The following is a 23884-nucleotide window of genomic DNA, read 5'->3' on the forward strand; positions in this document are numbered from 1 at the left end:
CTCCCCTTGTTGTTTTTTTGAACGGCGGGGAGGAGTATGAGGGCTTAATTCATGATCGGGGGTTATATATCCATACCCTTCGAGCCCGGCGCCGGGTTGCTAATCCGGGCGCCGGTCAGGACGCAGGCAGGGAGCGGGGGACGACATGCCCGGTTGGCAGTTGCAGCAGTTGATCCAGTTTCGCGCGGTCTATGAGCACGGCAGCCTGTCCGCCGCCGCCCGTGCCCTGGGCGTGAGCCAGCCGGCCTTGAGCCGGGCCCTGGCCAAGCTGGAGGAGGAACTGGGCGCGGCCCTGTTCCAGCGCCACACCCGGGCCCTGCGGCCCACCGAATTCGCCACCGAATTGTACCGCCAGGCGAGCCGGGTGCTGCACGAAAGCGCCGGGCTGGATCGTCTGGTGGAGCGTTTTCAGGAGGGCCGCGAGGGCCGGGTGCGGCTGGGGTGCGGGCCGTTCGTGCCGGATTTGCTGTCACGCAAGCTGGCGCGGGCCATGGAAGGGGCCGGCCTGAACCTGCACCTGGATGTGCACACCGACCATTTCGAGAGCCTGCGCGAGGGGCTCTACGGTTATCGCTACGACTTCCTGCTCTATGACGGGCGCCGCCGGGGCGACGTGCCCGACCACGACGACGTGGTGGTGGAGCCGCTGCTGAGCCTGCCGCTGCGCATGGTGGCGCCGGCGGCCTGGGTACGCGGCGAGGAGGGCCGGGCGGCCCTGGAGTCGGAGCCGGCGGCGCGGGCCTTCGCCGCGTCCCAGCCTTGGGCCATGCCACGGGTGTCGCCGGACTACGGCCGGCGGGCGGCGCCCTGGTTTCACCGCATGCTGGTGGCCCGGCGTGGCGCCGAATTCCTGATGCCCACCCTGAGCGCCTGCGTGGGGCTGTGCCGTTCCGGTCATGCCCTGACCCTGGCGCCGGACATCCTGATCGAGGAGGAGCTGGCCGCCGGCTGGCTGGTGCCGCTGCCCCTGGACGTGGGCGCCGCCTCCGAGACCTGCGCCTACTGGCTGCGCTCGCGGCCCCTGTCCCAGGCCGCCGGGCGGTTGTGGCGGCTGTTGGTGGACGGCGGCCTGCGCGAGGCGGACGGGCCGCTCAGGCCGGGTTCCCGCTGCGAATCCGGAACAGACTGACCAGGGCCGCGCACAGCGAGAAGCCGGCGGCCATCAGCAGCGCCGGAGCGATGGCGTCCTCCACCAGGCTGAACGCCAGGGCGGTGAGCGCCGCGCCGAGGGTCTGGCCGAGCAGCCGGGTGGTGCCCTGCATGCCGCCGGCGCCGCCGCTGCGGTGGCGCGGCGCCGAGCCGATGATGGCGCGGTTGTTGGGCGCCTGGAAGAACCCGAAGCCGAGGCCGCATAACGCCATGCAGGCGAGAATCACCGGCAGCGGCGCCTGCTTGGACAGCAACGCCAGCAATACCAGCCCGACCACCTTGGCGAGCAGGCCCAGCGAGCACAGCACGCCGATCGGATAGCGGTCGGCGAGTCGTCCGGCCAGGGGCGCGGTGATCATCACCGCCGCCGGCCAGGGGGTCATCAGCAAGCCGGTTTGCACGGCGCTGTAGCCAAGCACGTCGTGCAGATAGAAGGGCAGGGCGATGAAGGCCGCCATCTGGCTGGTGAAGGAACAGAACGAGGTGCCGATGGCCAGGGCAAACGGGCGGATACGCAGCAGATCCACCGGCAGCAGGGGCGAGGGCTGGCTTAGCTGGCGGCGCACCAGCACCGTGCCCACCAGGCCGGCGGCGGCCAGCGCCACCAGCGCCGGGGTCACCGCCATGCCGTGGGCGAGGCCGTCCACGGCGCTCACCAGCAGGCCGATGGCCAGGGCGTTGAGCAGGGCGCTGACCCAGTCGAAGGGGCGCGGATCGGTGGGCGTGCGCGGCAGGTTGCGCGACGCCAGGTACAGGGCCAGACCACCCAGAGGCACGTTGACGGCGAACAGCCAGGACCAGTCCGCCACCGACAGAATGCCGGCGGCCACGGTGGGCCCCAGCGCCGAGGACAGCGCCACCACCATGGCGCTCAGGCCGATGCCCCGGCCCAGGAACCGGGCCGGGTAGATAAAGCGCACCAGAGCGGCGTTGACGCTCATCACGCCGGCGGCGCCGAGCCCCTGGAAGAAGCGCGCCACCGCCAGGGTGACCAGGGAATCCGCCAGGGTGCAGACCAGGGAAGCGACGATGAACAGCCCCAGGCCGACCCGGTAGATACGGCGGTAGCCGACGATGTCGCCCAGGGAGGACAGCGGCAGCAGGGTCAGGGCCACCGCCAGAAGATAGGCGTTGACCACCCAGACCACGTCGGAGCGGCCCACGACCAGGCTGTTGGCGATGGTCGGCAGGGCGACGTTGACGATGTTGCTGTCCATCACCGACATGCCGATGCTGGTGGCGATGGCGAGCATGGCCAGGCGGCGTTGCCGGGCCGGCAGACCGTCGTGCTCGGCACGCGGGTCCGCGGGGGTACTGCTTTCTGGCAAGAAGGGGCTCCCGGTCGGGCTCACTGGGTGACCCGGGATGATACGCCGTTAAGCGGTAAGGCGCTTATTGATTCTGTTTATAAGGTCCGCTACGCGGACCCGCTCTGCAGGGCCTCGCGCACCGCCGCCGGGGTGATCGGCAAATGGCGCAGGCGCGCGCCCACCGCCGCCTGGATGCCGTTGGCGATGGCCGGCGCCACCACCGTGGTGCCCGGCTCGCCCAGGCCCACCGGCACCTCGGTGCTTTCCACCAGCTCGATCTCGATCTCCGGCGCGTCGATCATGCGCAGCGGGCCGTAGCTGTCCAGGTTGCTGTCCACCACCCGCCCGTTCTTGAACTCGGTGCCCTCGTAGAGCGCCATGGACAGGCCCCACAGGGCGCTGCCTTCCACCTGGGCGCGGGCGCCGTCCGGGTCCACCACGGTGCCGCAGTCCACCACCAGCCAGATCTTGTGCACCTCCACGCGGCCGCTTTCCCGATCCACGCTCAGGTGCACGGCGCCACCCACCCAGGTGGGCATGCTCCGGGACTGGCCATAGGTGGTGGCGATGCCGACGGCGCTGTCCGCGGGCAGATCGTCACGGCCATGGCCGGACAGTTCCGCCACCCGTTTCAGCACCGCCGCCTGACGGCGGGCGCCGCCCACGGAGTTGGGGGCCTGGCCGGCGTTGCGTCCCTCGGCCTTGAAGTGGTCAAGACGGAATTGCACCGGGTCCGCGCCGATATAACGGGCGGCCTCGTCCATGAAGCTTTCCACGGCGAAATTGATCCAGCCCGGCGATACCGAACGCAGCCAGCCGGGGCGAAAGGTGTGCTCGGCCAGTTCGTTGGAAATCGCCCGGGCCCGTTGCGCGCCCACGCCGTACCAGTGGTCGATGCCGTCCGAGGAGAACGGGTCGTAGGGCTCGCCGTTGGTGCCCTTGGGCATGAAACCGGGAATCATCACCTTGGTGGGCCAGCCGGAGGCCACGGCGCTGTCCATGCCCACCACCTTGTTGTCGGCGTCGAAGGCCATGCGCAGGCGCGACAGGGTGGGCGGGCGCACGCTGTCGAAGTGGCTGTCGTCGGCGCGGGTCAGGATCATCTTCACCGGTTTACCGCCCAGGGCCTTGGAGGCGAGCGCGGCGGGGATCGCGTAGTCGCCGTTGAGGCGCCGCCCGAAGCCCCCTCCGAGCATGTAGGTGCGCATCACCACCTGGTCTTCCTTCACGCCCAGGGCTTTTTGCAGCCAGGGCAGGCACAGCGACTGCCACTGGTTGCCGGTGTGCACTTCCCAGAGACCGTCGTCGTTGCGGAACACCAGGGCGTTGACCGGCTCCAGCTGGAAATGCAGTACGGTCTGGGTGGTGTAGTCCGCCTGGAAGGTGTCGGCGGCATCGGCGAAAGTGGCGTCCACGTCGCCGTTGTCGCCGGTGTCCATGATGGCGCCGGTGCCGGTGTCGTCGACCAGGCGACGGTTCTCGGCCTGTATTTCCGCCTCGCCCACCTCGGTGGCGTCGCCGGTGTTGTAGGACACCTTGATCTGGCGGGAGGCCTTCAACGCGGCCCAGTGGTTATCGGCGATCACCATGGCCCAGCCCGGCGCGGTGCCGGAGGGGTCCTCCAGTTCCAGGGTTTGCTGGTAGCCCTTGATGTCCTTGGCGGCGCTGTCGTCGATGTTGGTGATGGCGCAGTCGTAGCGGGTCGGCGGCAGGATCGGCACGGCGTGCACCATGCCCTCGACCTGGGCGTCGATGCCGTAGATGGCCTGCCCGTTGGTCTTGGTGTCGATGTCCAGGGCCTTGAGGTTCCGGCCCAGGAGGGTCAGTTCATCATGGGACTTGAGCGGCAGTGCCTTGAGTTCGTCCTGGCTGAACTGGCGGTCCAGACCTTTCTGGACCAGTTCGCCGAAGCCGATGCTACGGTCGCCGGCGCTGACCTGGCCATCGGCCACGGTGACCGCGTCGGCGCTGACGCCCCACAGGGCGGCGGCTTTCTCGGCCAGGGCGGTGCGACCGGCGGCGCCGGCGCGCCGATACACCGGCCAGCTTTGCCACACCGACCAGCTGCCGCCGGTGACCATGGTGCCCCATTTTGGGTCGCTGTCGACGTGGTCGATGTGCACGTCCTGCCATCGCGCGCCCAGCTCATCGGCCAGGATACGGGCGATGGCGGTGCCCACGTGCTGGCCCATCTCGGCGCGGATCACGTTCACGTTGACCCGGCCTTGGCTGTCGATCCAGTACCAGAGGGTGGGTTCGAAGCGGTCGCCGACCGCTTCCAGGGGCTGGCCGTCGGCGGCCGCCGGATTCATCGCCGCGAGACCGGCGCGGGGGAAGCCGAACACGGCGCCGGCGGCGCACATGGACACCAGAAAGGAGCGCCGGCTCAGACGCGGCGTGTCCGTGCGATCATCGGCGGAAAGGCGCTGTTCATCCATGGGCGCTGGCCTCCTTCATGGCGGCGGCGGCGTCGCGGATGGCGCCGCGGATACGCGGATAGGTCATGCAGCGGCACAGGTTGCCGGTCATCACCGCGTCGATATCCTCGTCGCTGGGATTCGGCATGTCCTTGAGCAGGGCTGCCGCCTGCATGATCTGGCCGGACTGGCAGTAGCCGCACTGCGGCACCTGCAGGTCCCGCCAGGCCTGTTGCAGCGGGTGGGCGCCGTCGGCGTCCAGCCCCTCGATGGTGGTGATGTCGGCGCCGGCCACGTCCTTGAGCGGGGTGATGCAGCTGCGCGTGGCACGGCCGCCCACATGGACGGTGCAGGCGCCGCACAGGCCGATGCCGCAGCCGAACTTGGTACCGGTGAGGCCGGCCAGGTCACGCAGCGCCCACAGCAGCGGCATGTCCGGGTCCGCGTCCAGGCGGACCGTCTCTCCATTGATGGTGCACTCGATCATGGTGGGGTCCTCGTCAATGCGTTCCAACGTGGGCGCGCAGCTCACTCACCCGGGCGGGCAGGTCCGGCCAGGGTGGCAGGTCGGTGCGGGTGGCGCGCAGGTAGGCGGCGATGGCGGCGATCTGGTCGTCGTTGAGCGCCGAGCGGAACGCCGGCATCACCACGCCGTGGCTGCCCTCGCTGGCGGGCACGCCGTCCAGCATCACGTGAATCAGGTTGGCGGGATCGTCCAGTCGCGTGGCGGAATTGATGCCCAGGTCCGGCCGGGTGACGGTGACGCCCTCGGGCGTGGCGTTGTAGTGGCAGGCGGCGCAGGCGCTGGCATAGAGCCGCTCGCCCTGTTCCCGGCGCCAGTCCCGCCGCGGTTTGCCGGCGGCGATGCTGGCGGTGAGGGCGGCGTTGTCCGCCGGGGCCTCGCCGTCGGTGGCGCCGGTGACGTCCGCCAGATAGACACCGAGAGCGGTCAGATCGTCGTCGGAGAGCTCCGCCACGCCGCCGTGCACCACCGGACCCATGGGACCCGCCGCCACGCCGTGGTAGCGGTCGGCGCCCAGTTTCAGGTAGGTGGTGAAGGCGGCGGCGCTCCAGGGCACCCCGGATGGGTTGTCGGCGGTGAGCGCCGGGGCCACCCAGCGGTCGATGGTGGCGCCCGCGTAGCGCTCGCCGCCTTTCTCGGCGCCCAGGGCGTTGCGCGGCGTGTGGCAGGCGCCGCAATGGCTGATGCCCTCGGCCAGGTAGGCGCCCCGGTTCCAGGCGTCGCTTTTGTCCGGGTCCGGCTGGTAGCGGCCGACATCCACGAACAGCAGTTTCCAGCCGGCCTGCAGGAAGCGCTGGTTGAGCGGGAAGGGCAGGGTGGAGGCGCGGGTCTCCTGTTTGACCGGTTCCACCTCGCTCATCAGGTAGGCGTAGAGCGCGTCCACGTCCTGGTTGGACAGCTTGGTGAAGTGGTCATAGGGAAACGCGGGGAAAAGATGCCGGCCCTGGCGATCCACGCCTTCGTGCATGGCGCGCCGGAAGGCCTCCGGCGACCAGTCGCCGATGCCGGTGTCCGGGTCCGGGGTGATGTTGGAGGCGTAGATGGTGCCGAAGTCGCTGACCACCGGGTAGTTGCCGGCGTAGGGTTCGCCGCCCTGGGCGGTGTGGCAGGTGGCGCAGTAGCCGGCGGCGGCCAGCACCCGGCCTTGCTCCACGGTGGCGGCGTCGAAGTCGGGCCGCTCCGAGGCGGCCATAGGCGCCAGTTCTCCGTGCCAGGCGTACACCGCGAAAGCGCCGATCACCACCACCGCCAGTATCACCAGCGTGGCGAGGGTACGTTTGAGCATGGATGCGTCCCTTCCTGTCCGATCTGGGGTTCAACATACACCCCGAGCATGGCATCGCCAATATTTCCGGACGATTAATGGGGGGTTGGAGTGACGCCGGGTTTTGAACCGGGCGCCGGTGACGCAGTCCGATTATTCAAGCTTTTACGCATCGGCATCCCGCCTTTGGGTAAGGTTGCCGGTGGGCCAAGGACGACGTAAGGACCGACCCGATGAACCGTAGAACCCTGTTGAAAAGCGCCGTGGCGCTGGCCGCCTGGTCCGGCCTGCCGTCGGCGCCGTTGTTCGCCGCCGCGCGCGCCAATGACCGCATCGCCGACGGCGAAGCGGAGCCGTTCTGTTTCGAGGGCCTGCGCGAGCGCGCCCGGACCCTGGCGACCCGCCCCTACCGGGACGCCGCCCGGGCGTTGCCGCCGACCCTGGCGGGGCTCACCCCGCACCAGTACAACGAAATCGGCTACGACGCGGAGCACGCGCTCTGGCATGGTCGCAGCGACCGCCTCAACATCCAGTTCATCCATGCCGGCATGGGGTTCGACCAGCCGGTGCGCATGCACTCCCTGGACCCGGACAGCGGCCAGGCCCGGCGCATTCATTTCCGCCCGGAGCTGTTCGACTACGACCGGGTCGACGTGGATACCGCCCAGCTCGGCGAGGACCTGGGCTTCGCCGGCTTCCGGGTGTTCAAGGCGCCCTCGCTCACCGAGAAGGACATCGTCTCCTTCCTGGGCGCCAGTTACTTCCGCGCCGTGGACGGCAGCTATCAGTATGGCCTGTCCGCCCGGGGCGCGGCGGTGAACACCTACGCCGACGGCGAGCGGGAGGAGTTCCCGGACTTCACCCACTTCTGGTTCGAGACCCCGGCGCCGGGCGCCAGCCGCTTCACCGCCTACGCGCTGCTCGATTCCCCCAAGCTGGCCGGCGCCTACCGCTTCGTGATCGACTGCGGCGACGATGGCGTGGTGATGGACATCGACAGCCATCTGTTCCCCCGCGAGGCGATCACGCAGCTGGGCGTGGCGCCGATGACCAGCATGTTCAGTTGCGGCGGCCACCAGCGCCATCAATGCCGCACCCTGCACCCGCGCATCCACGATTCCGACCGCCTGGCCCTGTGGCGCGGCAACGGCGAGTGGGTGTGCCGGCCGCTGAACAATCCGCCCCGCGTCCAGTTCAACACCTTCGACGACACCAACCCGAAGGGCTTCGGCCTGCTGCAGACGCACCGGGACTTCGACGATTACGAGGACGTGATCGGCCGCTACCACGACCGGCCCAGCCTGTGGGTGGAGCCCAAGGGCGAGTGGGGCGACGGCGAGATCCAGTTGCTGGAGCTGCCCACCACCGGCGAGACCATGGACAACGTGGTGGCGTTCTGGAAACCGGCGCGGCCCTTGAAGGGGGGCGAGGCCCTGGCGTTCGGCTACCGCCTGCACTGGGCGGCGCGGGCGCCGGTGCGCACCGATCTGGCCCGGGTGCGCGCCACCCTGAGCGGCATGGGCGGCTTCCCGGAGGGCTGGGCGCCGGGGGAGCATTACCCGGAGACCTGGGCGGAACGCATCGCCGTGGATTTCGTCGGCGGTCGCCTCAAGGAATTCTATGACGGCGACATCGACATCGACACCCAACTGGACGTGTCCGCCGGCCGGGTCAAGGATCTGCACGTGCTCTGGGTGAAGGATCTGGACGGCTTCCGGATCCTGTTCGACTGGTACCCGGACAGCGACGCCACCGAGCCGGTGAACATGCGCCTGACGTTAAGCGCCGAGCAGCGGGTGGTGAGCGAAACCTGGCTGTTCCAGTACTTCCCGCCGCCGGCCGGGGAACGGACCTATCCGGCGTTCCCGGGATCCACCAGCGGATAACCGAAGCGCCGCGCCACCGGCGCGGTGATTGTCTCGATCAGGCTCCGCTCCCGGTCGTTGAAGCGGGGCTGGTAATAGGTGGGCGCGTGCAGGCCGGCGGCGGCTTGTTCCAAGGTATTCCCGGACACCGCCAGGCCGGCGTGAGCGAACAGCGCTTCCAGGGTGTCCCGGGGCGTGCCGCACAGGTCCTCGTAGCGCACCACCCGTGCCGCTTCGCGCAGGGCCGGGTCCTGTTCCAGGGCGTCGGCCACGTGCTCGTAGATCGCCGCCCAGTAGCGCGCCCAGCCTTCCACTTCGTTGCCGCCATTCCAGAGCTCGCCGATGTAGGCGGTGAGTTTGTCGTCGCCGGTGTTGATGGCGCGCCGGTCGAGGCCGAATTCGTAGTGGCCCACCCGGCGCATGTGGTCCAGGGCGCGGGGCTCCTTGCTTTCGCCGGTCACGAACAGATCCTGCTGCTTCATCAGCGAGGCGATGTGCCACACCGGGTCGCGGATCATCAGCAGGAAGCGGGCGTCCGGGTACAGGCGGTGCAGATAGCCGAGCCGGGCCAGGTTGTAGTTGCCCTTGGCGAGATAGCGCCGCCGTTTGCGCACCGCCAGCAGCTTGCGGATGTGTTGATCGTAGAAGGCCTCGAACTCCGGGTACGAGGCGTCGCGGCCGAGCACCGCGCTGCGCGCCGGATCATGGATGTCCGGGAAGAACGCCATCCACAGCATCTCCTCGAACGCCTCCGGGCTTTTCGAGGTGACCTTGATGCCGTCCTGGTGGGCGCGCTCCCGGGCCTGCTCGGTGGCGCCGGGCACCAGGGACAGCCAGCGGTTCCACCAGTAGGGCACCGGCAGGAACGGAAAGTCCGCGTAGCGGTGGGTGGCCACCTCCGGGTGGGCGGCCAGGTGTTCCAGCACGATGGTGGTGCCGGAGCGGGCCAGACCGGCCACGTAGATCGGCCGGTCCACGGTCACATCGGCGATGGCGTCGCCGACGATGCGGGTTTCCAGGTTGCCGAGCTTGATCCAGGCGCGCGGGTGACGATGCACCCAGCCGCCGGCGTGGTGCATCCAGGGGGTGACCTGGAAGCCCGGGTCGGTGTCGGGGGTCGGTTGCCGTGCGTTCATTCGATTTTCGCCCATCGGTAGGTCAGCAGGGAGACGATCAACATGATCGGGAAGAACACCATCAGCCAGTGGCGCATCCAGTCCGGGCCGAACGGCAGGTAGCCTGGTTGCGGCAGAGCGATGGTGATCCGCTCCGGGCCGCCCTGGTCGGGCAGGTAGCCCAGCGGGTTGCCGATCAAGGCGTTCCACCAGTGGCGCCGCTCCACCACCGGGATCGGCGCGTCCACGGCCACCTCGGCCACGGCGCCGCCGCCACCGCCGTCGCGCACGATCACCCGGGGCCGGTCGCCGTCGATCCATTGCGCCTGGTAGCGGTCCGGTTCCGCCTGGACCGCCGGGGTTTCCCCGACGGCGGGCAGCCGGTGGGCGTAATGGCCTTCCAGCCAGGTGAGCAGCGCCAGCAGCGGCAGAATCGAGATCAGCGTGGGAATCAGCACCAGCCCCAGATGGCGGAAGGCGGTGGTGAACTGCGCCTTGATCAGCGGCCCGGCTTCGCTGAACTCGCCATCGAAGCCGTTCAGGGCGCGGCGTGCTTCACGGGCGTCGCGCTTGGCCTGGCCGATGCGTTTCTGCGGCGAAAGCAACCGGTACAGCAGCAGGGTGCCGACCCCGGCCAGCACCGCCCAAACCGCCAGTCGGGCGGCGCCGGGCAGCACCGTGGCGAGCCCGGCGTCGACGGCGGCGAACAGCGGTGCCGGCAAATCGAACAAGGCCATGGGCACTCCTAGGCTCGGTGATCGTCGTGGCCCGGCGGCGTCTGCTCGGCGGCCGGGGTGGCGCTTTCATCGTCGTTTTGATCCGCCTCGCGGCGGGCGGATTCATCGTTGGCGCGGGCCTCCGCCTTGCGGCGGCGCAGGCGCCGGATCGGCCACAGCACCACGAACAGCACCGCCACGCCGATGGCGGCGATGATGCCCCACAGGGCGGTGAGCAGGCTCAGGCCGGCGCCGGGGCCCACGTAGGCGGACGCCAGGCCGGGCAGGGTGAGCGTGGCCAGCGCCACGGCGGCGGCCAGGGTTTGGGGGCGAGCGATGAAGGGGGCTTTCATGGCGAATCTCCTCGGCTATGAATCGGAGTCGGGGGCGAGCCGGGCGCGGAAGTCCGCGTCCAGGTCGTCCAGGGTGAGGCGTTGCGCGGCGGACACCACCGGGATGTATTGATCCTGGTCGCCGGCGCGCACCGGATTGACGAATTCCCAGACGATGTCGCCGTCCGGGGCCACCTCCAGCAGGCGGCCGCCGTCGGATTCGGTGATCAGCCAGTCGCCGTTGGGCAGTTCCTCCACGGCGCCGCGCAGGCCGCTGTCGAACGGATGCTCGGCGTCGCCGGTGTAGCGGGCGACGATGCGTTCGTCCTCCGGGTCCACTTCCAGAATCCGGGTGCGGTTGTCCTTTTCGAAGTGGCCCAGGTTGTCGAACAGCGTGAAGTGGCCGGCGTCGTTGATGCGCGGGTAGTGCTGGCCCAGCCAGGGGCCCTTGAGGGCCCAGGTCATTTCGCCGCTGGCCGCGTCCACCAGGGCCACGGTGCCGGGGTGGCGGAACGACAGCAGCACCTGGCCGGCCTGGCCCCGGGCCGGGGCGAAGCGGTCCGCCAGGTCCTGGTCGAGGAACTGCACGCTGTTGGTGTGCAGCGGGTCGGAGGTGGCGAAACTGGGCACCGCGTAGAACAGGTCGGCGTAGCGGGATTCCATGAACGCCTTGGCCAGGGACACCTTGCTGCGTTCCTCGCCGGTGTCGCCGTCCAGCACCACCAGATAGTCGTCCAGCCAGGGGTATTCCAGCTTGGCGAAGGCGGGCACCTTCTGGTCGGTGAATTCATGGGTGAGGGCGACCACGTCGCCGTCCGGGGTGATGTCCAGATCGTGGTGGGTGCTGGCGTGGTAGCCCCAGATTACTTCCGAATCCGCGTTCAGGCGCACCAGGCCGTAGCCCCAGGGGGTATCGTTATTGGCGATGTAGATCGCCAGCAGGTCGCCGTTGGGCAACAGCCGCGCCTTGCGCCAGTAGATGTGATCGTCCGGGCGCGGCGGCCGGCCGGTGGGGCTCTGTTCCCATACCTCGCTGTAGGGCAGTGCCCAGCGATGCAGCACCTCGCCATCCATGTTCACCAGGTCGGCGTGGCTGCCGTCGCCGGAGGTGTACAGGGTCAGCCCTTGATAGGCGCGGTCCGGGTCGTGGACGGTGACGCCGCGTTCCTCCCGGCGCGCTTCGCGCCACAGGTCGGACTGGGTGTACAGATCAATCAGGGTGTTCTGTTTGAGCACCGCCCGGGCGGCCTTGTGGGCGTCGTTGAACAGCGGGTAAGGGTAGGTCTTGGTGAGCACCACGAAGGCGCCGCCGACGAACGCGATGAACACGATCGCCAGAAAAAAAAGCCCGAAGCCGATTCGATCCGAATTTTTCATGCCGTCATCCTGTCAGCCATCCCGGCCGCCGTTCTTGGCGGGTCCAGGGAGTTAGGACTCAGCATCGGGGAATGGTTTGTGTTCCTTTGTAAAAGGTGGAAAGCGGCGGGCGTTTTGTGAACGGCGCCGCACCGAAAATTCGATGTGGCGCCGGTTTTCCCGGTGGCCGTGCTTACAGCGGCTCCAGATTGTCGTGCATGGCAAGGGGTTCGTGGTCTTCCCGGTTGGCCAGGAAGTGCGGGCGCGGCTCATTGCCGCAGAACGGTTTTCCCGGCACGTTATCCACGCTGTTGTAAACGAAGAACAGGTTGGAGCGGGGCCACGGCGACAGGTTCTTGTTGGACGCATGCAGGGTGTTGCACTCGAACAGCAGCAGTGAACCCGGCGGCCCCTTGGGCGCCTGGATGCCGCCCTGGTTGACCAGGTCGCGCAGGTTCTCCTGGCTGGGCACGCCGACCCGCTGGCTCTTCAGCGAATCCTTCCAGTTGTCCTCCGGCGTGGCGCCGTAGCAGGGCACGAAGTAGTGATGCGAACCGGGGATCAGCATCAGCGGCCCGTTGAACTCGTTGTTGTCGGTGAGCATGATCGAGGCGCTCACCGCCCGCATGCGCGGCATGCCGTCCTCGGAGTGCCAGGTTTCGAAGTCGGAATGCCAGTTGAAGCCGCTGCCCTGGAAACCGAACTTGTCGTTGATGCGCGACTGGTGAATGTAGACATCGCCGCCCAGCAACTGGCGCACCATGCCCAGGATACGCGGGTCCCGGGTCAGCTCGTCGAAGCGCCGGGACAGCTCGTGCATGGCGAACACCGAACGGATGTCGCCGGAGTCCGGGTCGGTGATCACCTGGTCGGATTTCACCAGATCCGTGTCCTTGGCCATGTCCTTGAGTTCATCGAAGAAGGGGCGTACCCGTTCCTGGGAGAAAAAGCCCTCGAACCAGAGAAAGCCGTCGCGCTCGTAGCGGGACAGGGCTTCCTCGCCCAGGGGGCCGCTCCAGCGGTCCTGGTTGCGGGCGTGGATGACCGGATCCAGGCGTGTGAACCGTTTCTGGTCCTGTTCCATGCGTGTGGGGAAAAGGTCTTCGCTGGTCATGCTGTGTTCCTCCTCGCGAGAATCCATTTTCGACTTGAGGCACTGCCACGGCGTGACCGGCGGACACCGGATCGCGGCGGGCATCAGGGGCGATTGTGCATATCGGGGCGGGGGCCTACAGCCCTCTTCAATAGTTCTTTACAGCGCCGATGTAAAAGGTGGCGGGGGGAGAAGAGGGAGCGGCATGGAGGAGCGGGAAACAAAAAAGCCCGGCGCGAGGCCGGGCTTTTTCGAGGTCGGTGGGAGGGTCCCTTAGCTGGCTTGCGCCACCGGGATCTTCACCGTGTCCGCCACCTGCTGATACTCCTCCATGCGGTCGAAGTTCATGTAGCGGTAGATCTCACCGGCCATGGAGTCGATGGTGTTGGCGTACTCCATGTACTCCTCGGCGGTGGGCAGCTTGCCGAGCACCGCGGCGATCGCCGCCAGCTCCGCGGACGCCAGGTACACGAAGGCGCCCTGACCCAGCCGGTTGGGGAAGTTCCGGGTGGAGGTGGACACCGCCGTGGACTTGGGCGCGATCCGTGCCTGGTTACCCATGCACAGGGAGCAGCCCGGCATCTCGGTGCGCGCGCCGGCGCGGCCGTAGATGTTGTAGTAGCCCTCTTCGGTGAGCTGATGCTGGTCCATCTTGGTGGGCGGCGCCACCCACAGGCGGGTGGTGAGGCCATCCACTTTTTCCAGCAGCTTGCCGGCGGCCCGGAAGTGACCGATGTTGGTCATGCAGGAGCCGATGAACACCTCGTCGATCTTGTCGCCGGCCACGTCGGACAGGGTCTTGGCATCGTCCGGGTCGTTCGGGCAGCACAGGATCGGTTCCTGGATCTGATCCATGTCGATTTCGATCACGGTGTGGTACTCCGCGTCGGCGTCGGCACGCATCAGCTTGGGATCCTTCAGCCACTCTTCCATGCCCTGGATGCGGCGCTCCAGGGTACGGGCGTCGCCGTAACCGTTGGCGATCATCCACTTGAGCAGGGTGATGTTGGACTTCAGGTACTCGGTCACGCTGTCCTCGGACAGGGTGATGGTGCAGCCGGCGGCGGAACGCTCGGCGGAGGCGTCGGACAGCTCGAACGCCTGCTCCACGGTGAGGTCGTCGAGACCCTCGATTTCCAGGATGCGGCCGGAGAAGACGTTCTTCTTGCCGGATTTCTCCACGGTCAGGTGACCGTCCTTGATGGCCTGCAGCGGAATCGCGTGGACCAGGTCACGCAGGGTGATGCCCGGCTGACGCTTGCCCTTGAAGCGCACCAGCACGGATTCCGGCATGTCCAGCGGCATTACGCCGGTGGCGGCGGCGAAGGCCACCAGGCCGGAGCCCGCCGGGAAGGAGATGCCCATCGGGAAACGGGTGTGGGAATCGCCGCCGGTGCCCACGGTGTCGGGCAGCAGCATGCGGTTCAGCCAGGAGTGGATGATGCCGTCGCCGGGGCGCAGGGAGACGCCGCCACGGTTCATGATGAAGTCGGGCAGGGTGTGCTGGGTTTCCACGTCCACCGGCTTGGGGTAGGCGGCGGTGTGGCAGAACGACTGCATCACCAGGTCGGCCTGGAAGCCCAGGCAGGCCAGATCCTTCAGCTCGTCACGGGTCATCGGACCGGTGGTGTCCTGGGAGCCCACGGTGGTCATCTTCGGCTCGCAGTACATGCCGGGACGCACGCCGTCCATGCCACAGGCCTTGCCGACCATCTTCTGCGCCAGGGTGAAACCGGCGTTGGAGTCACCGGGCTGTTCCGGCTTGCGGAACAGGTCGGATTCGCCCAGACCCAGGGCTTCGCGGGCCTTGGTGGTCAGGCCACGGCCGATGATCAGGTTGATGCGGCCGCCGGCGCGCACTTCGTCCAGCAGTACCTGGGAGCGCAGATCGAACTCGGCGATCACTTCGCCGTCCTTCTCCACCCGGCCTTCGAACGGGTAGATGTCGATGACGTCGCCGGTTTCCATCTTGGACACGTCGCACTCGAAGGGCAGGGCGCCGGAGTCTTCCATGGTGTTGAAGAAGATGGGCGCGATCTTGCCGCCGATGCAGACGCCGCCGGCGCGCTTGTTGGGCACGTAGGGGATGTCCTCGCCGAAGTGCCAGAGCACGGAGTTGGTGGCGGACTTACGGCTGGAGCCGGTGCCGACCACGTCGCCCACGTAGGCCACCGGGTGGCCTTTCTTCTTGAGCTCGTCCATCTGCTTGAGCGGACCGATCTCGCCGTCCTTCTCGGGGAAGATGCCTTCGCGGGCGTTCTTCAGCATAGCGTTGCCATGCAGGGGGATGTCCGGGCGGCTCCAGGCGTCCTGGGCCGGGGACAGGTCATCGGTGTTGGTTTCGCCGGACACCTTGAACACGGTGACGGTGAACTTCTCGGACAGGTCCTTGCGCTGGGTGAACCATTCACCCTCGGCCCAGGACTCGATCACTTCCTTGGCCTTGGCGTTGCCGGCCTTCATTTTGTCTTCCACGTCGTGGAAGGCATCGAACACCAGCAGGGTGTGCTTGAGTTCCTGGGCGGCCACGTCCGCCAGTTCCTCGTCGTCGAGCAGCTCGATCAGCGGCGCCACGTTGTAGCCGCCCTGCATGGTGCCGAGCAGTTCGGCGGCACGCTTGCGGTCGATCAGAGGGGAGCTGGCTTCGCCTTTGACGATGGCGGACAGGAAGGCGGCCTTGACGTAGGCGGCCTGGTCAACGCCCGGCGGAACGCGATTGACGAACAGGTCCTGGATGAACTCCTCTTCACCGGCGGGCGGATTCTTCAGCAGCTCCACCAGCTCGGCGGTTTGCTGTTCGTCCAGCGGTTTCGGGGGGACGCCCTCGGCGGCGCGTTCCTCGACATGTTTGCGATAGGCTTCTAGCACAGCGAATCCCTCGTTTCGTCTGACTGATTTCTTTTGGAAATCAGTTGTTTGGGGTATGTCTGGGGGTTGGAATTGCGCGCGGAGTATAGCGGAAACGCCATCAACTGTTAAACGGAACCGGCCCTATGGCCATTCATGGCGTGAATACTCGTAATCACCGGTTCCGTTGGTGCCGCGATCAATAGGGCAGGGTGCCGCCGGGGGGTTGGCGGCGGAAGCGCTTATAGCTCCAAAGGTACTGGGCCGGCTCTTCCTTGATCAGGGTCTCGATGGAGCGGTTCATGGCGGTGAGCGCGTAGTCCAGATCGTCGTCGTGGACGCCTTCGTCGGCGGGCCGCACGCGGATCTCGAAACCGCCGTCGCCGGGCAGGCGCCGGGCCCAGGCCATGAACACCCGGGCGCGGGTCTGCTTGATCAGCTTGCAGCTCAGGGTGCCGGTGTGCGCCGGCTGGCCGAAGAAGGGCGCGAAGCGGCCGCTGCGCCGGTCCGGCACCTGGTCGGGCAGGATCGCGGTGAGCGCGCCCTGGCGCATGGCGCGCACCAGCCCGGCCACGCCCCGGGCGGTGGCCGGGTACATGGTGGTGCCGAAATGCTCGCGGCCCTGCTTGATCAGCTGGTCCAGCTCCGGCAGGCCGGACGGGGCGAACATGGCGTGCAGGCCGAACTCCCGGGCCAGCCAGAAATTCAGGACCTCCCAGCAGCCCAGGTGCGGCGCCAGGATCAGAACCGGTTCCCGGTTCGCCACCGCCTCGCGCAGGGGGCCGTCGCCGTCCTCCGCCACCACCCGCTCCAGGCCGTCCTCGGGACGGTGCCAGAAACGGGCGATCTCGAAGGTGTTCTTGATGCTTTCCACCAGGGAGGCGCGGACCAGGGCCTCCCGGTCCGGCTGATCCGGCAGGCACAGCCGCAGGTTAATGCGTGTGATGCGTCGCGCCTCGGTGGGCAGCACGGCGAGCAGCCGGCCCAGGCCGTTGGCCAGGGCCCGGTTCAGGCCGAAAGGCAGCAGGCCCAGCAGGCGCAGCGCGCCGGCGGCGGCGCGGCCCTTAAGGGTCTGGATGGCGGGGTGCGTTCGTCGTCCCATGGGGCGCGATTATATCGCCGCGTTCCTCGAACGCCAGGGGCGTTTGTGCCGTGCGGCGATCGCTCGGTGCCAGGCTGGTTTTGTGCCGGCGGACTTGTAGAATGGCGCCGTCTTTCTCGAGGTGGCCATGACCGACATAACCCCGCTGCGCGACTTCCTGCCTTGCCCGACGCCGGACGCCTGGATCCGCTGGGCGCTGGCGCACCCGGATATCCTGCTGATTGATCACGCCCACTGCGAGAAGAAGGCCGCGTCCACGGCCCTGAACCTGATGTTCCGCTACGTGGACCGCCCGGAATTGCTGGATAACCTGAGCCAGCTGGCCCGGGAGGAGCTGCTGCATTTCGAGCAGGTGGTGGGCATGATGCGCGAGCGCGGGGTCACCTACGATCACCTGTCGCCGTCCCGCTACGCCCAGGGCCTGCGCCGTCACGCGCGCACCTCGGAACCGGGCCGGCTGGTGGACACCCTGATCATCGGCGCCCTGATCGAGGCGCGCTCCTGCGAACGATTCGCCGCCCTGGCGCCCCACGTGGACGCGGAACTGGGCCGCTATTACCGCTATTTATTGAAGAGTGAGTCGCGCCACTTCGAGGATTACCTGCGCCTGGCCCGCCTCTACGCGGACGGCCCCATCGACGACCGCCTGGCGTTTTTCAAGGACAAGGAGCGGGCGCTGATCGAGGAACCGGACGACACCTTTCGCTTCCACTCAGGCACGCCGGGAAGCAGTTGATAGTTGACAGTGGACAGTTGACAGTTAAAAGCCAAACAGAGCGCTTGCGGATCGGTGGGGCGGGAGTCGCTGGTTCGCCATGAACGCGGGCGCGGTGGCGGAATATACCTCAACGCCTTCCCGCGCACTGTCAACTATCAACTGTCCACTATCAACTGATATCCCAGCTTTCCAGGCGCAGGCCGTCGGCGTCGGCGACGATCCACCAGCCCTGGGCGCCCCAGTCGCCGAGCACCCAGCGGCGGCCGCTGGCGCCGTCGCCCAGGTCCACGTCGTGCACCGCCGGGCGGTGGGTGTGGCCGTGGATCAGTTCGCGCACGCCGGCCTCGTTCATCACCCGTGTCACCTCGGAGGGCGTCACGTCCATGATGTTCTCGGCCTTGTTGGCATTGTTGCTCTGGCTCTGCATGCGCATGCCCTGGGCCAGGGCGCGGCGCTCCTCCAGGGGCTTGGCGAGCATCATTTGCTGCCATTGGGGGTTGCGGGCCATGGCGCGGAACTGCTGGTAGGCCTGATCCTCGGTGCACAGGCTGTCGCCGTGCATGAGCAGGGCCCGGGTGCCGTGCAGGTCCACCACCGTGCCCTCGTCGAGCAGGGTGCCGCCGCAGTCGGCGGCGAACCGATCGCCGAGCAGGAAGTCCCGGTTGCCGTGCATGAAGAACAGCTCCGAGCCGGCGTCGGCGAAGGCGCGGAAGGCGGCGATGGCCTGGCGGTTGAAGGCGCTGTCGTCGTCATCGCCGATCCAGGCCTCGAACAGATCGCCGAGCACGTAAAGGCGCTCGGCGCGGCCGGCCTGGTCGGCCAGCAGGCGTTCCAGTTCCGCCAGGTGGGCGGGGCGTTCCGGGTCCAGGTGCAGGTCGGAGATCAGCAGGCTGTAGCTCATTGCTCGGCGCTGTCGTCTTGCTGGGCGTTGGCGTCGTCGCCGCCGGTATCCAGGCGGCGGGCTTTCTCGATCACCACCGGCGTGCGCGGCACGTCCCGGACCCGGGGGCCGCCGTCGATGCGGCCGCTGCCGGTGGGCACCGTGGAGATGCGCTCCACCGTGTCCATGCCGTCCACCACCTTGCCGAACACGGCGTAACCCCAGCCCCGGGGCGTTTTGCCGGTGTGGTCCAGGCTGCGGTTGCGGACCAGGTTGATGAAGAACTGGGCGGTGGCGGAATGCGGGTCGCCGGTGCGCGCCATGGCGATGGTGCCGCGCTCGTTGCGCAGGCCGCTGTCCGCTTCGTTGCGGATCGGCGCCCGGGTGTCCTTCTGCTTGAGGTCGGCGTCGAAGCCGCCGCCCTGGATCATGAAGCCGTTGATCACCCGGTGGAACACGGTGCCTTCATAGAAGCCGTCGTCCACGTAGCGCAGGAAATTGGCCACCGTGTCCGGCGCCGCCTTCGGGTACAGCTCCAGGACGATGTCGCCCTGGCTGGTGGTCAGCTCGACACGCGGGTTGGCGGCCAACGCCAGGGCCGGGAGCAGCAGCAGGGCGGCGAGCACGGCGCGGGCGGTGATTGCCCGGCTCATTCCTCGATCACCTCGGCGGATTCGATCAGCACGTCCTCGCGGGGCACGTCCTGGTGGAAGCCCTTGTTGCCGGTGTCCACGGCCTTGATGCGGTTGACCGTTTCCATGCCTTCGATCACCTTGCCAAACGCCGCGTAACCCCAGCCGTCCGGGGAGCGGGCCTGGTCCAGGAAGTGGTTGTCGGCCACGTTGATGAAGAACTGGGCGGTGGCGGAGTGCGGGTCGCTGGTGCGCGCCATGGCGATGGTGCCCATCTCGTTGGAGAGCCCGTTGCCGGCTTCGTTCTCGATCGGCGCGCGGGTGGGCTTCTGGCTCATGTCCGGGGTGAAACCGCCGCCCTGGATCATGAAATTGCTGATCACGCGGTGGAACACGGTGCCGTCGTAATGGCCGTCCTTGACGTACTGAATGAAGTTCTCGGTGGTGGCCGGGGCGCGCTCGGCGTCCAGTTCCAGCAGGATCTTTCCGTAGGTGGTGGTCAACAGCACTTTCATGGGGTCTCCGGGTCCTGGGAGTCTTTGACTGTAGGGGGGCGCACTGTACACTAGCGCACCCCGTATTTCAGCCGCAGGCGGCTCAATGAGTGAAGCAAAAGCGCCCAGCAATTTTATCAGACAGATCATCGATCGTGACCTGGCCGAAGGAAAAAACGATGGCCGGGTAGTGACCCGGTTCCCGCCGGAGCCGAACGGTTATTTGCATATCGGTCACGCCAAGTCCATCTGCCTGAATTTCGGCGTCGCCGAAAGCTACGGCGGCGCCTGCCATCTGCGCTTCGACGACACCAACCCGGAGAAGGAAGAGGACGAGTACATCCAGTCCATCCAGCGGGACGTGGAATGGCTGGGCTTCGAATGGGCCGGGCCAGTGCGCTTCGCCAGCGGCTATTTCGACCAGCTCCATGACTACGCCGTGCAGCTGATCGAGAAGGGCCTGGCCTACGTGGACACCCAGTCCCCGGAGAAAATCGCCGAAATGCGTGGCAATTTCACCACCCCGGGGCAGGACAGCCCGTTCCGGGACCGCTCCGTGGAAGAGAACAAGGCGCTGTTCGCGAAGATGCGCGCCGGCGACTTCGACGAGGGCGAGGCGGTGCTGCGCGCGCGCATCGACATGACCAGCCCCAACCTGACCCTGCGCGACCCGGTGCTCTACCGGATACGCAAAAAGGCGCATCACCAGACCGGTGACAAGTGGGTGATCTACCCGATGTACGACTTCACCCATCCGTTGTCGGACGCCATCGAGGGCATCACCCACAGCCTCTGCACCCTGGAGTTCGAGGAGCACCGCCCGCTCTACGACTGGCTGATCGAGCACCTGGACGTGCCCGCCGAGCCGCGCCAGTACGAGTTCGCGCGCCTCAACCTGAACTTCACCGTGACCAGCAAGCGGCGCCTCAAGCTGCTGGTGGACGAAGGCCACGTGGACGGCTGGGACGATCCGCGCATGCCCACCCTCAGCGGCCTGCGCCGGCGCGGCTACACGCCGGCGTCGATCCGCAATTTCTGCGACAACCTGGGCGTCAGCCGGGCGGACTCGGTGATCGACATGAGCCTGCTGGAGGAGGCGGTGCGCGACGACCTGAACCAGAACGCGCCGCGCGCCTTCTGCGTGCTCAAGCCCCTCAAGCTGGTGATCGAGAACTGGCCCGAGGACCAGGAGGAATGGCTGCGGGCGCCGCTGCATCCGCAGAACGAGGCCATGGGCAGCCGCGAGATGCCGCTCACCCGGGAGGTGTACATCGACCGGGAGGATTTCCGCGAGGAGGCCAACAAGAAGTACAAGCGCCTGGTGCTCGGCGACCGGGTGCGGCTGCGCTACGGCTACGTGGTGCGCGCCGAATCCGTGGTCCGCGACGACGCCGGCGAGATCGTCGAGGTGCGCTGCAGCTACGACCCGGACACCCTGGGCAAGAACCCCCAGAACGACGAAGGGCAGGGCAAGATGCGCGGCGTGATCCACTGGGTCAGCGCCCGTCACGGACTGCCGTGCCGGGTGCGGCTCTACGACCGCCTGTTCGACGTGGCCAACCCGGCCCGGGTGGCGGAGGGGGAATCCTTCCTTGATCACCTCAACCCGGATTCCCTGCGCGTGCTGGAAGGCTGCGTGGTGGAGCCGCGTCTGGACGGGGTGCCGGCGGAAACCCGCTACCAGTTCGAGCGCGAAGGCTACTTCTGCGTGGATCGGGACAGCGGCGCGGACGGTCTGGTGTTCAACCGCACCGTGGGCCTGCGGGAATCTTGGCCCCGGGAAGCCTGATCCCCGCCTTCCTCCGCCAGGCCGGAGCGCGGGAGTGGCAGTTCAGCCTGCGCACTTTCGCCGCCGGCATGACGGCGCTGTACATCGCCCTGTCCCTGGGGCTGGATGAACCCAAATGGTCCCTGATGACGGTCTATATCGTCGCCCAGCCCCTGGGCGGCATGGCCGTGGCCAAGGGGCTTTATCGCTTGCTCGGGACTCTGGGTGGGGCCCTGGTGGCGGTGGGCCTGGTGGCCTGGCTCAATCCCCAGCCGACCCTGTTCTTCGTGGTGCTGGTGTTGTGGCTGGGCCTGTGCACCTTCTGCGCCAGCCTGCTGCGCAACTTCCGTTCCTACGCCTTCGTGCTGGCCGGTTACAGCGCCCTGATCGTGGGCGTGCCGGCGGTGCTGGCCCCGGATCAGACCTTCAGCCTGGCGGTGGCCCGGGTCACCGAGATCGGCCTGGGCATTCTCTGCGTGACCCTGTTCAGCCTGCTGGTGTGGCCGCGCCCGGCGGCGGACGCCTACCGGCTGCGCAGCCGTGAGCAGTTGATCGGCCTGATCCGGCTGGTGGCGGACACCGCCGGCGGCCGTGTTACCCGCGACCGGCTTCGCGAGCAGCGCCAGGCGCTGATCACCACCGGCATGGCCCTGGAGAACCTGCGCGAGCACGCCCTGTTCGATTCCGCCCGGTTGCGCCGCCGGGCCGGGCTGTGCCGCCGCCTGGGCCACGAAATGCTGGCGATGATTTCCTCGGTGGGGCCGCTGCACGCCTTTGTCAGCCGGGACGCGCCGCGCCACTCGGAGCCCCGGGTGGCGGCGCTGCTCGACGACATCGCGGCCCTCGATCCGGAGGCGCCGCCGGAGCAATTGCGCGACACCCTGTCGGCGCTGTACACCCGGGCGCGGGCCCTGGCCCGGGAAATGCGCGCCGACGACTTCGGCGACAACGAGGCCCGCTTCTACGCCTTGCAGCTGGCCCTGGAGCACAGCGCCGAGCTGTGCGACCGGCTGCGCTCCAGCGTGGCGCTGTTCGCCATGCTCACCGAGCGGGCGCCCCTGGTGCACTGGCGCGGCGGCAGCTCGCGGCCGCACCTGGACCCGGGCCGCGCCTGGCGCAACGGGGTGCGCGCCGCTCTGGCCCTGGGCGCGGCCCTGGCGTTCTGGTTCTGGACCGCCGCGCCCCAGGGGCCCGGCGTGGCGATCCAGGTGGGCGTGGTGTGCGCGCTGTTCTCCACCCGGGACAATCCGCTGGCGGCGGTCACCGGTTTCATCAAGGGCGCCTCCCTGGCGGCGCTGCTGGCGGTGCTTTACCGGCTGGTGTTGCTGCCGGGCAGCGATGGCTTCGCCGAGCTGGCCGCCTGGCTGGCGCCGGTTTACCTGCTTGCCGGGCTGGCCATGGCGCGGCCGGCCACGGTGGCCATCGGCACCGCCACCTGTATTTTCTTCCCGTTGCTGCTGGACCTGTCGCCACGTCAGGACTTCAGCGCCTTGCCCCTGTTCAATGAGATGCTGGCCCTGGGCCTGGGAATGACCGTGGCGGTGCTGGCGTTTCTGTTGGTGTGGCCCGGCGATAGCCCGGAACAGGCCCGTCAGCGGCTGTGCCGGGATCTGTGCCGGACCCTGGGGCGCTGGCCGATCCGCCGGCGCTGGCCGCGCCACCAGTTGGAGCGGCGCCTGTACGACCGCATCGGCCAGCTGCTGCCCCGGCTCGATCCGGAGGACCCCCGCGACGGCGACCTGTTGCGCGGCGCGCTGGCGGCGGTGACCCTGGGGCTTGGCCTTTTGTACCTGAACATGCTGTGCCGGCGCGGCCTGCCGGCGGCGGAGCGGCTCGCCATCACCCGGCTGATCCGCGACACCCAGCGTGCCCTGCGCGACGGTGACGAGGACCGCTGGCTGGCGCTCACCGGCCAGGCGGACACCGTGCTGCGCCGCTGCCAGCGCGCCTATGATCCGGCGCTGCCCGGCGGCGAGCGGCGCCGGCTGGTGCGGGCGGTGGTGCGGTTGCGCCTGCAGATCAATATCATCCGGCGGTACGCCGGCTTTTTCCTGGCCGGTTCCGCGGACCGCCCCTGGCGGGGCCTGAGGGACGTCGATGCTGCATGAAATCGATCTCGGCGGCGTGCTGCTGCCGCCGCTGATGCCGGTGCTGCTGGTGGCGCTGCTGCTGTTCTGGCCGCTCAACCGGCTGATCAGCCGCTACGACGGCTACCGGTTCGCCTGGCACCCGGCGCTGGCCGGGCTGTGCCTGTACATAATGTTGTGCGCCCTGTCGCTGGCGCTGTTTCTGGTGGTATGACA

General features: G+C 68.1%; 20 protein-coding genes. 6 read left to right on the forward strand and 14 right to left on the reverse strand.

Annotated elements, in window-relative coordinates:
• Positions 1–145: 145 nt before the first annotated feature.
• Positions 146–1129: a LysR family transcriptional regulator gene (locus HMJ39_RS02495; protein ID WP_194296158.1), complete on the forward strand. Its 984-nt coding sequence runs from the start codon at positions 146–148 to the stop codon at positions 1127–1129.
• Here HMJ39_RS02495 and HMJ39_RS02500 read toward each other — a convergent pair.
• The 4 genes from HMJ39_RS02500 to HMJ39_RS02515 form a co-directional block, all read right to left on the reverse strand.
• Positions 1092–2477, reverse strand: a complete 1386-nt coding sequence (locus tag HMJ39_RS02500; RefSeq protein ID WP_228462107.1) for an MFS transporter — start codon at positions 2475–2477, stop codon at positions 1092–1094. The genes HMJ39_RS02495 and HMJ39_RS02500 overlap by 38 nt on opposite strands.
• Positions 2478–2566: 89 nt before the next feature.
• Positions 2567–4897 (reverse strand): xanthine dehydrogenase family protein molybdopterin-binding subunit, encoded by a 2331-nt coding sequence (locus HMJ39_RS02505; RefSeq protein WP_194296159.1) that lies wholly within the window; start codon positions 4895–4897, stop codon positions 2567–2569.
• Complete coding sequence (locus HMJ39_RS02510) at positions 4890–5363, reverse strand: (2Fe-2S)-binding protein (protein WP_161384444.1); 474 nt, start codon at positions 5361–5363, stop codon at positions 4890–4892. The genes HMJ39_RS02505 and HMJ39_RS02510 overlap by 8 nt, the downstream gene beginning before the upstream one ends.
• Positions 5364–5376: 13 nt before the next feature.
• Positions 5377–6684 carry a cytochrome c gene (locus HMJ39_RS02515; protein ID WP_194296160.1) on the reverse strand — a complete coding sequence of 436 codons (1308 nt, stop codon included), beginning with the start codon at positions 6682–6684 and terminating at the stop codon, positions 5377–5379.
• 212 nt (positions 6685–6896) lie between these two features.
• Here HMJ39_RS02515 and HMJ39_RS02520 point away from each other — a divergent pair, with 212 nt between their 5' ends.
• Positions 6897–8549 (forward strand): glucan biosynthesis protein, encoded by a 1653-nt coding sequence (locus tag HMJ39_RS02520; RefSeq protein WP_194296161.1) that lies wholly within the window; start codon positions 6897–6899, stop codon positions 8547–8549.
• Here HMJ39_RS02520 and HMJ39_RS02525 read toward each other — a convergent pair.
• The 7 genes from HMJ39_RS02525 to HMJ39_RS02555 form a co-directional block, all read right to left on the reverse strand.
• Positions 8516–9664, reverse strand: a complete 1149-nt coding sequence (locus tag HMJ39_RS02525) for a sulfotransferase family protein (protein WP_228462108.1) — start codon at positions 9662–9664, stop codon at positions 8516–8518. The genes HMJ39_RS02520 and HMJ39_RS02525 overlap by 34 nt on opposite strands.
• Positions 9661–10380 (reverse strand): hypothetical protein, encoded by a 720-nt coding sequence (locus HMJ39_RS02530; protein WP_194296162.1) that lies wholly within the window; start codon positions 10378–10380, stop codon positions 9661–9663. Before HMJ39_RS02530 ends, HMJ39_RS02525 begins: the two co-directional genes overlap by 4 nt.
• 8 nt (positions 10381–10388) lie before the next feature.
• Positions 10389–10712 (reverse strand): hypothetical protein, encoded by a 324-nt coding sequence (locus tag HMJ39_RS02535; RefSeq protein ID WP_194296163.1) that lies wholly within the window; start codon positions 10710–10712, stop codon positions 10389–10391.
• Between the two features lie 15 nt (positions 10713–10727).
• A complete protein-coding gene (locus tag HMJ39_RS02540; RefSeq protein WP_194296164.1) occupies positions 10728–12068 on the reverse strand; it encodes an arylsulfotransferase family protein in 1341 nt (446 codons plus the stop codon).
• 172 nt (positions 12069–12240) lie between these two features.
• The gene (gene thpD, locus HMJ39_RS02545; RefSeq protein ID WP_194296165.1) at positions 12241–13161 is read right to left on the reverse strand and encodes an ectoine hydroxylase; all 921 of its coding nucleotides are present in this window, start codon (positions 13159–13161) and stop codon (positions 12241–12243) included.
• Positions 13162–13413: 252 nt separating this feature from the next.
• Complete coding sequence (gene acnB / locus HMJ39_RS02550) at positions 13414–16008, reverse strand: bifunctional aconitate hydratase 2/2-methylisocitrate dehydratase (RefSeq protein WP_194296166.1); 2595 nt, start codon at positions 16006–16008, stop codon at positions 13414–13416.
• Between the two features lie 178 nt (positions 16009–16186).
• The gene (locus HMJ39_RS02555; protein ID WP_194296167.1) at positions 16187–17089 is read right to left on the reverse strand and encodes a lysophospholipid acyltransferase family protein; all 903 of its coding nucleotides are present in this window, start codon (positions 17087–17089) and stop codon (positions 16187–16189) included.
• 127 nt (positions 17090–17216) lie between these two features.
• On the opposite strand from HMJ39_RS02555, the gene miaE reads away from it, so the two are divergent.
• The gene (gene miaE, locus HMJ39_RS02560) at positions 17217–17825 is read left to right on the forward strand and encodes a tRNA-(ms[2]io[6]A)-hydroxylase (protein ID WP_161384343.1); all 609 of its coding nucleotides are present in this window, start codon (positions 17217–17219) and stop codon (positions 17823–17825) included.
• A 151-nt stretch (positions 17826–17976) separates the two neighbouring features.
• On the opposite strand, the gene HMJ39_RS02565 is transcribed toward miaE, so the two are convergent.
• Genes HMJ39_RS02565 through HMJ39_RS02575 form a run of 3 tightly spaced genes read right to left on the reverse strand, consistent with a single transcriptional unit; the run spans position 17977 to position 19834 of the window.
• Positions 17977–18708, reverse strand: coding sequence for a UDP-2,3-diacylglucosamine diphosphatase (locus HMJ39_RS02565; protein WP_161384342.1), 732 nt, complete (start codon positions 18706–18708; stop codon positions 17977–17979).
• Positions 18705–19340: a peptidylprolyl isomerase gene (locus tag HMJ39_RS02570; protein WP_194296168.1), complete on the reverse strand. Its 636-nt coding sequence runs from the start codon at positions 19338–19340 to the stop codon at positions 18705–18707. Before HMJ39_RS02570 ends, HMJ39_RS02565 begins: the two co-directional genes overlap by 4 nt.
• Positions 19337–19834 (reverse strand): peptidylprolyl isomerase, encoded by a 498-nt coding sequence (locus tag HMJ39_RS02575; RefSeq protein WP_161384340.1) that lies wholly within the window; start codon positions 19832–19834, stop codon positions 19337–19339. Before HMJ39_RS02575 ends, HMJ39_RS02570 begins: the two co-directional genes overlap by 4 nt.
• An 85-nt stretch (positions 19835–19919) precedes the next feature.
• Here HMJ39_RS02575 and HMJ39_RS02580 point away from each other — a divergent pair, with 85 nt between their 5' ends.
• From HMJ39_RS02580 to HMJ39_RS02590, 3 genes are read left to right on the forward strand one after another with little or no spacing between them, the layout of a single operon-like run.
• A complete protein-coding gene (locus tag HMJ39_RS02580) occupies positions 19920–21602 on the forward strand; it encodes a glutamine--tRNA ligase/YqeY domain fusion protein (RefSeq protein WP_161384339.1) in 1683 nt (560 codons plus the stop codon).
• On the forward strand, positions 21584–23689 hold the full coding sequence (locus tag HMJ39_RS02585) for an FUSC family protein (RefSeq protein ID WP_194296169.1): 2106 nt from the start codon (positions 21584–21586) through the stop codon (positions 23687–23689). The genes HMJ39_RS02580 and HMJ39_RS02585 overlap by 19 nt, the downstream gene beginning before the upstream one ends.
• Entirely contained in the window at positions 23679–23882 is a 204-nt protein-coding gene (locus tag HMJ39_RS02590; RefSeq protein ID WP_194296170.1) for a DUF1656 domain-containing protein, read from the forward strand. The genes HMJ39_RS02585 and HMJ39_RS02590 overlap by 11 nt, the downstream gene beginning before the upstream one ends.
• Positions 23883–23884: the final 2 nt, after the last annotated feature.

The sequence above is a fragment of the Alloalcanivorax profundimaris genome (assembly GCF_015265435.1).
In the GTDB taxonomy this organism is placed as follows: Bacteria; Pseudomonadota; Gammaproteobacteria; order Pseudomonadales; family Alcanivoracaceae; genus Alloalcanivorax; species Alloalcanivorax profundimaris.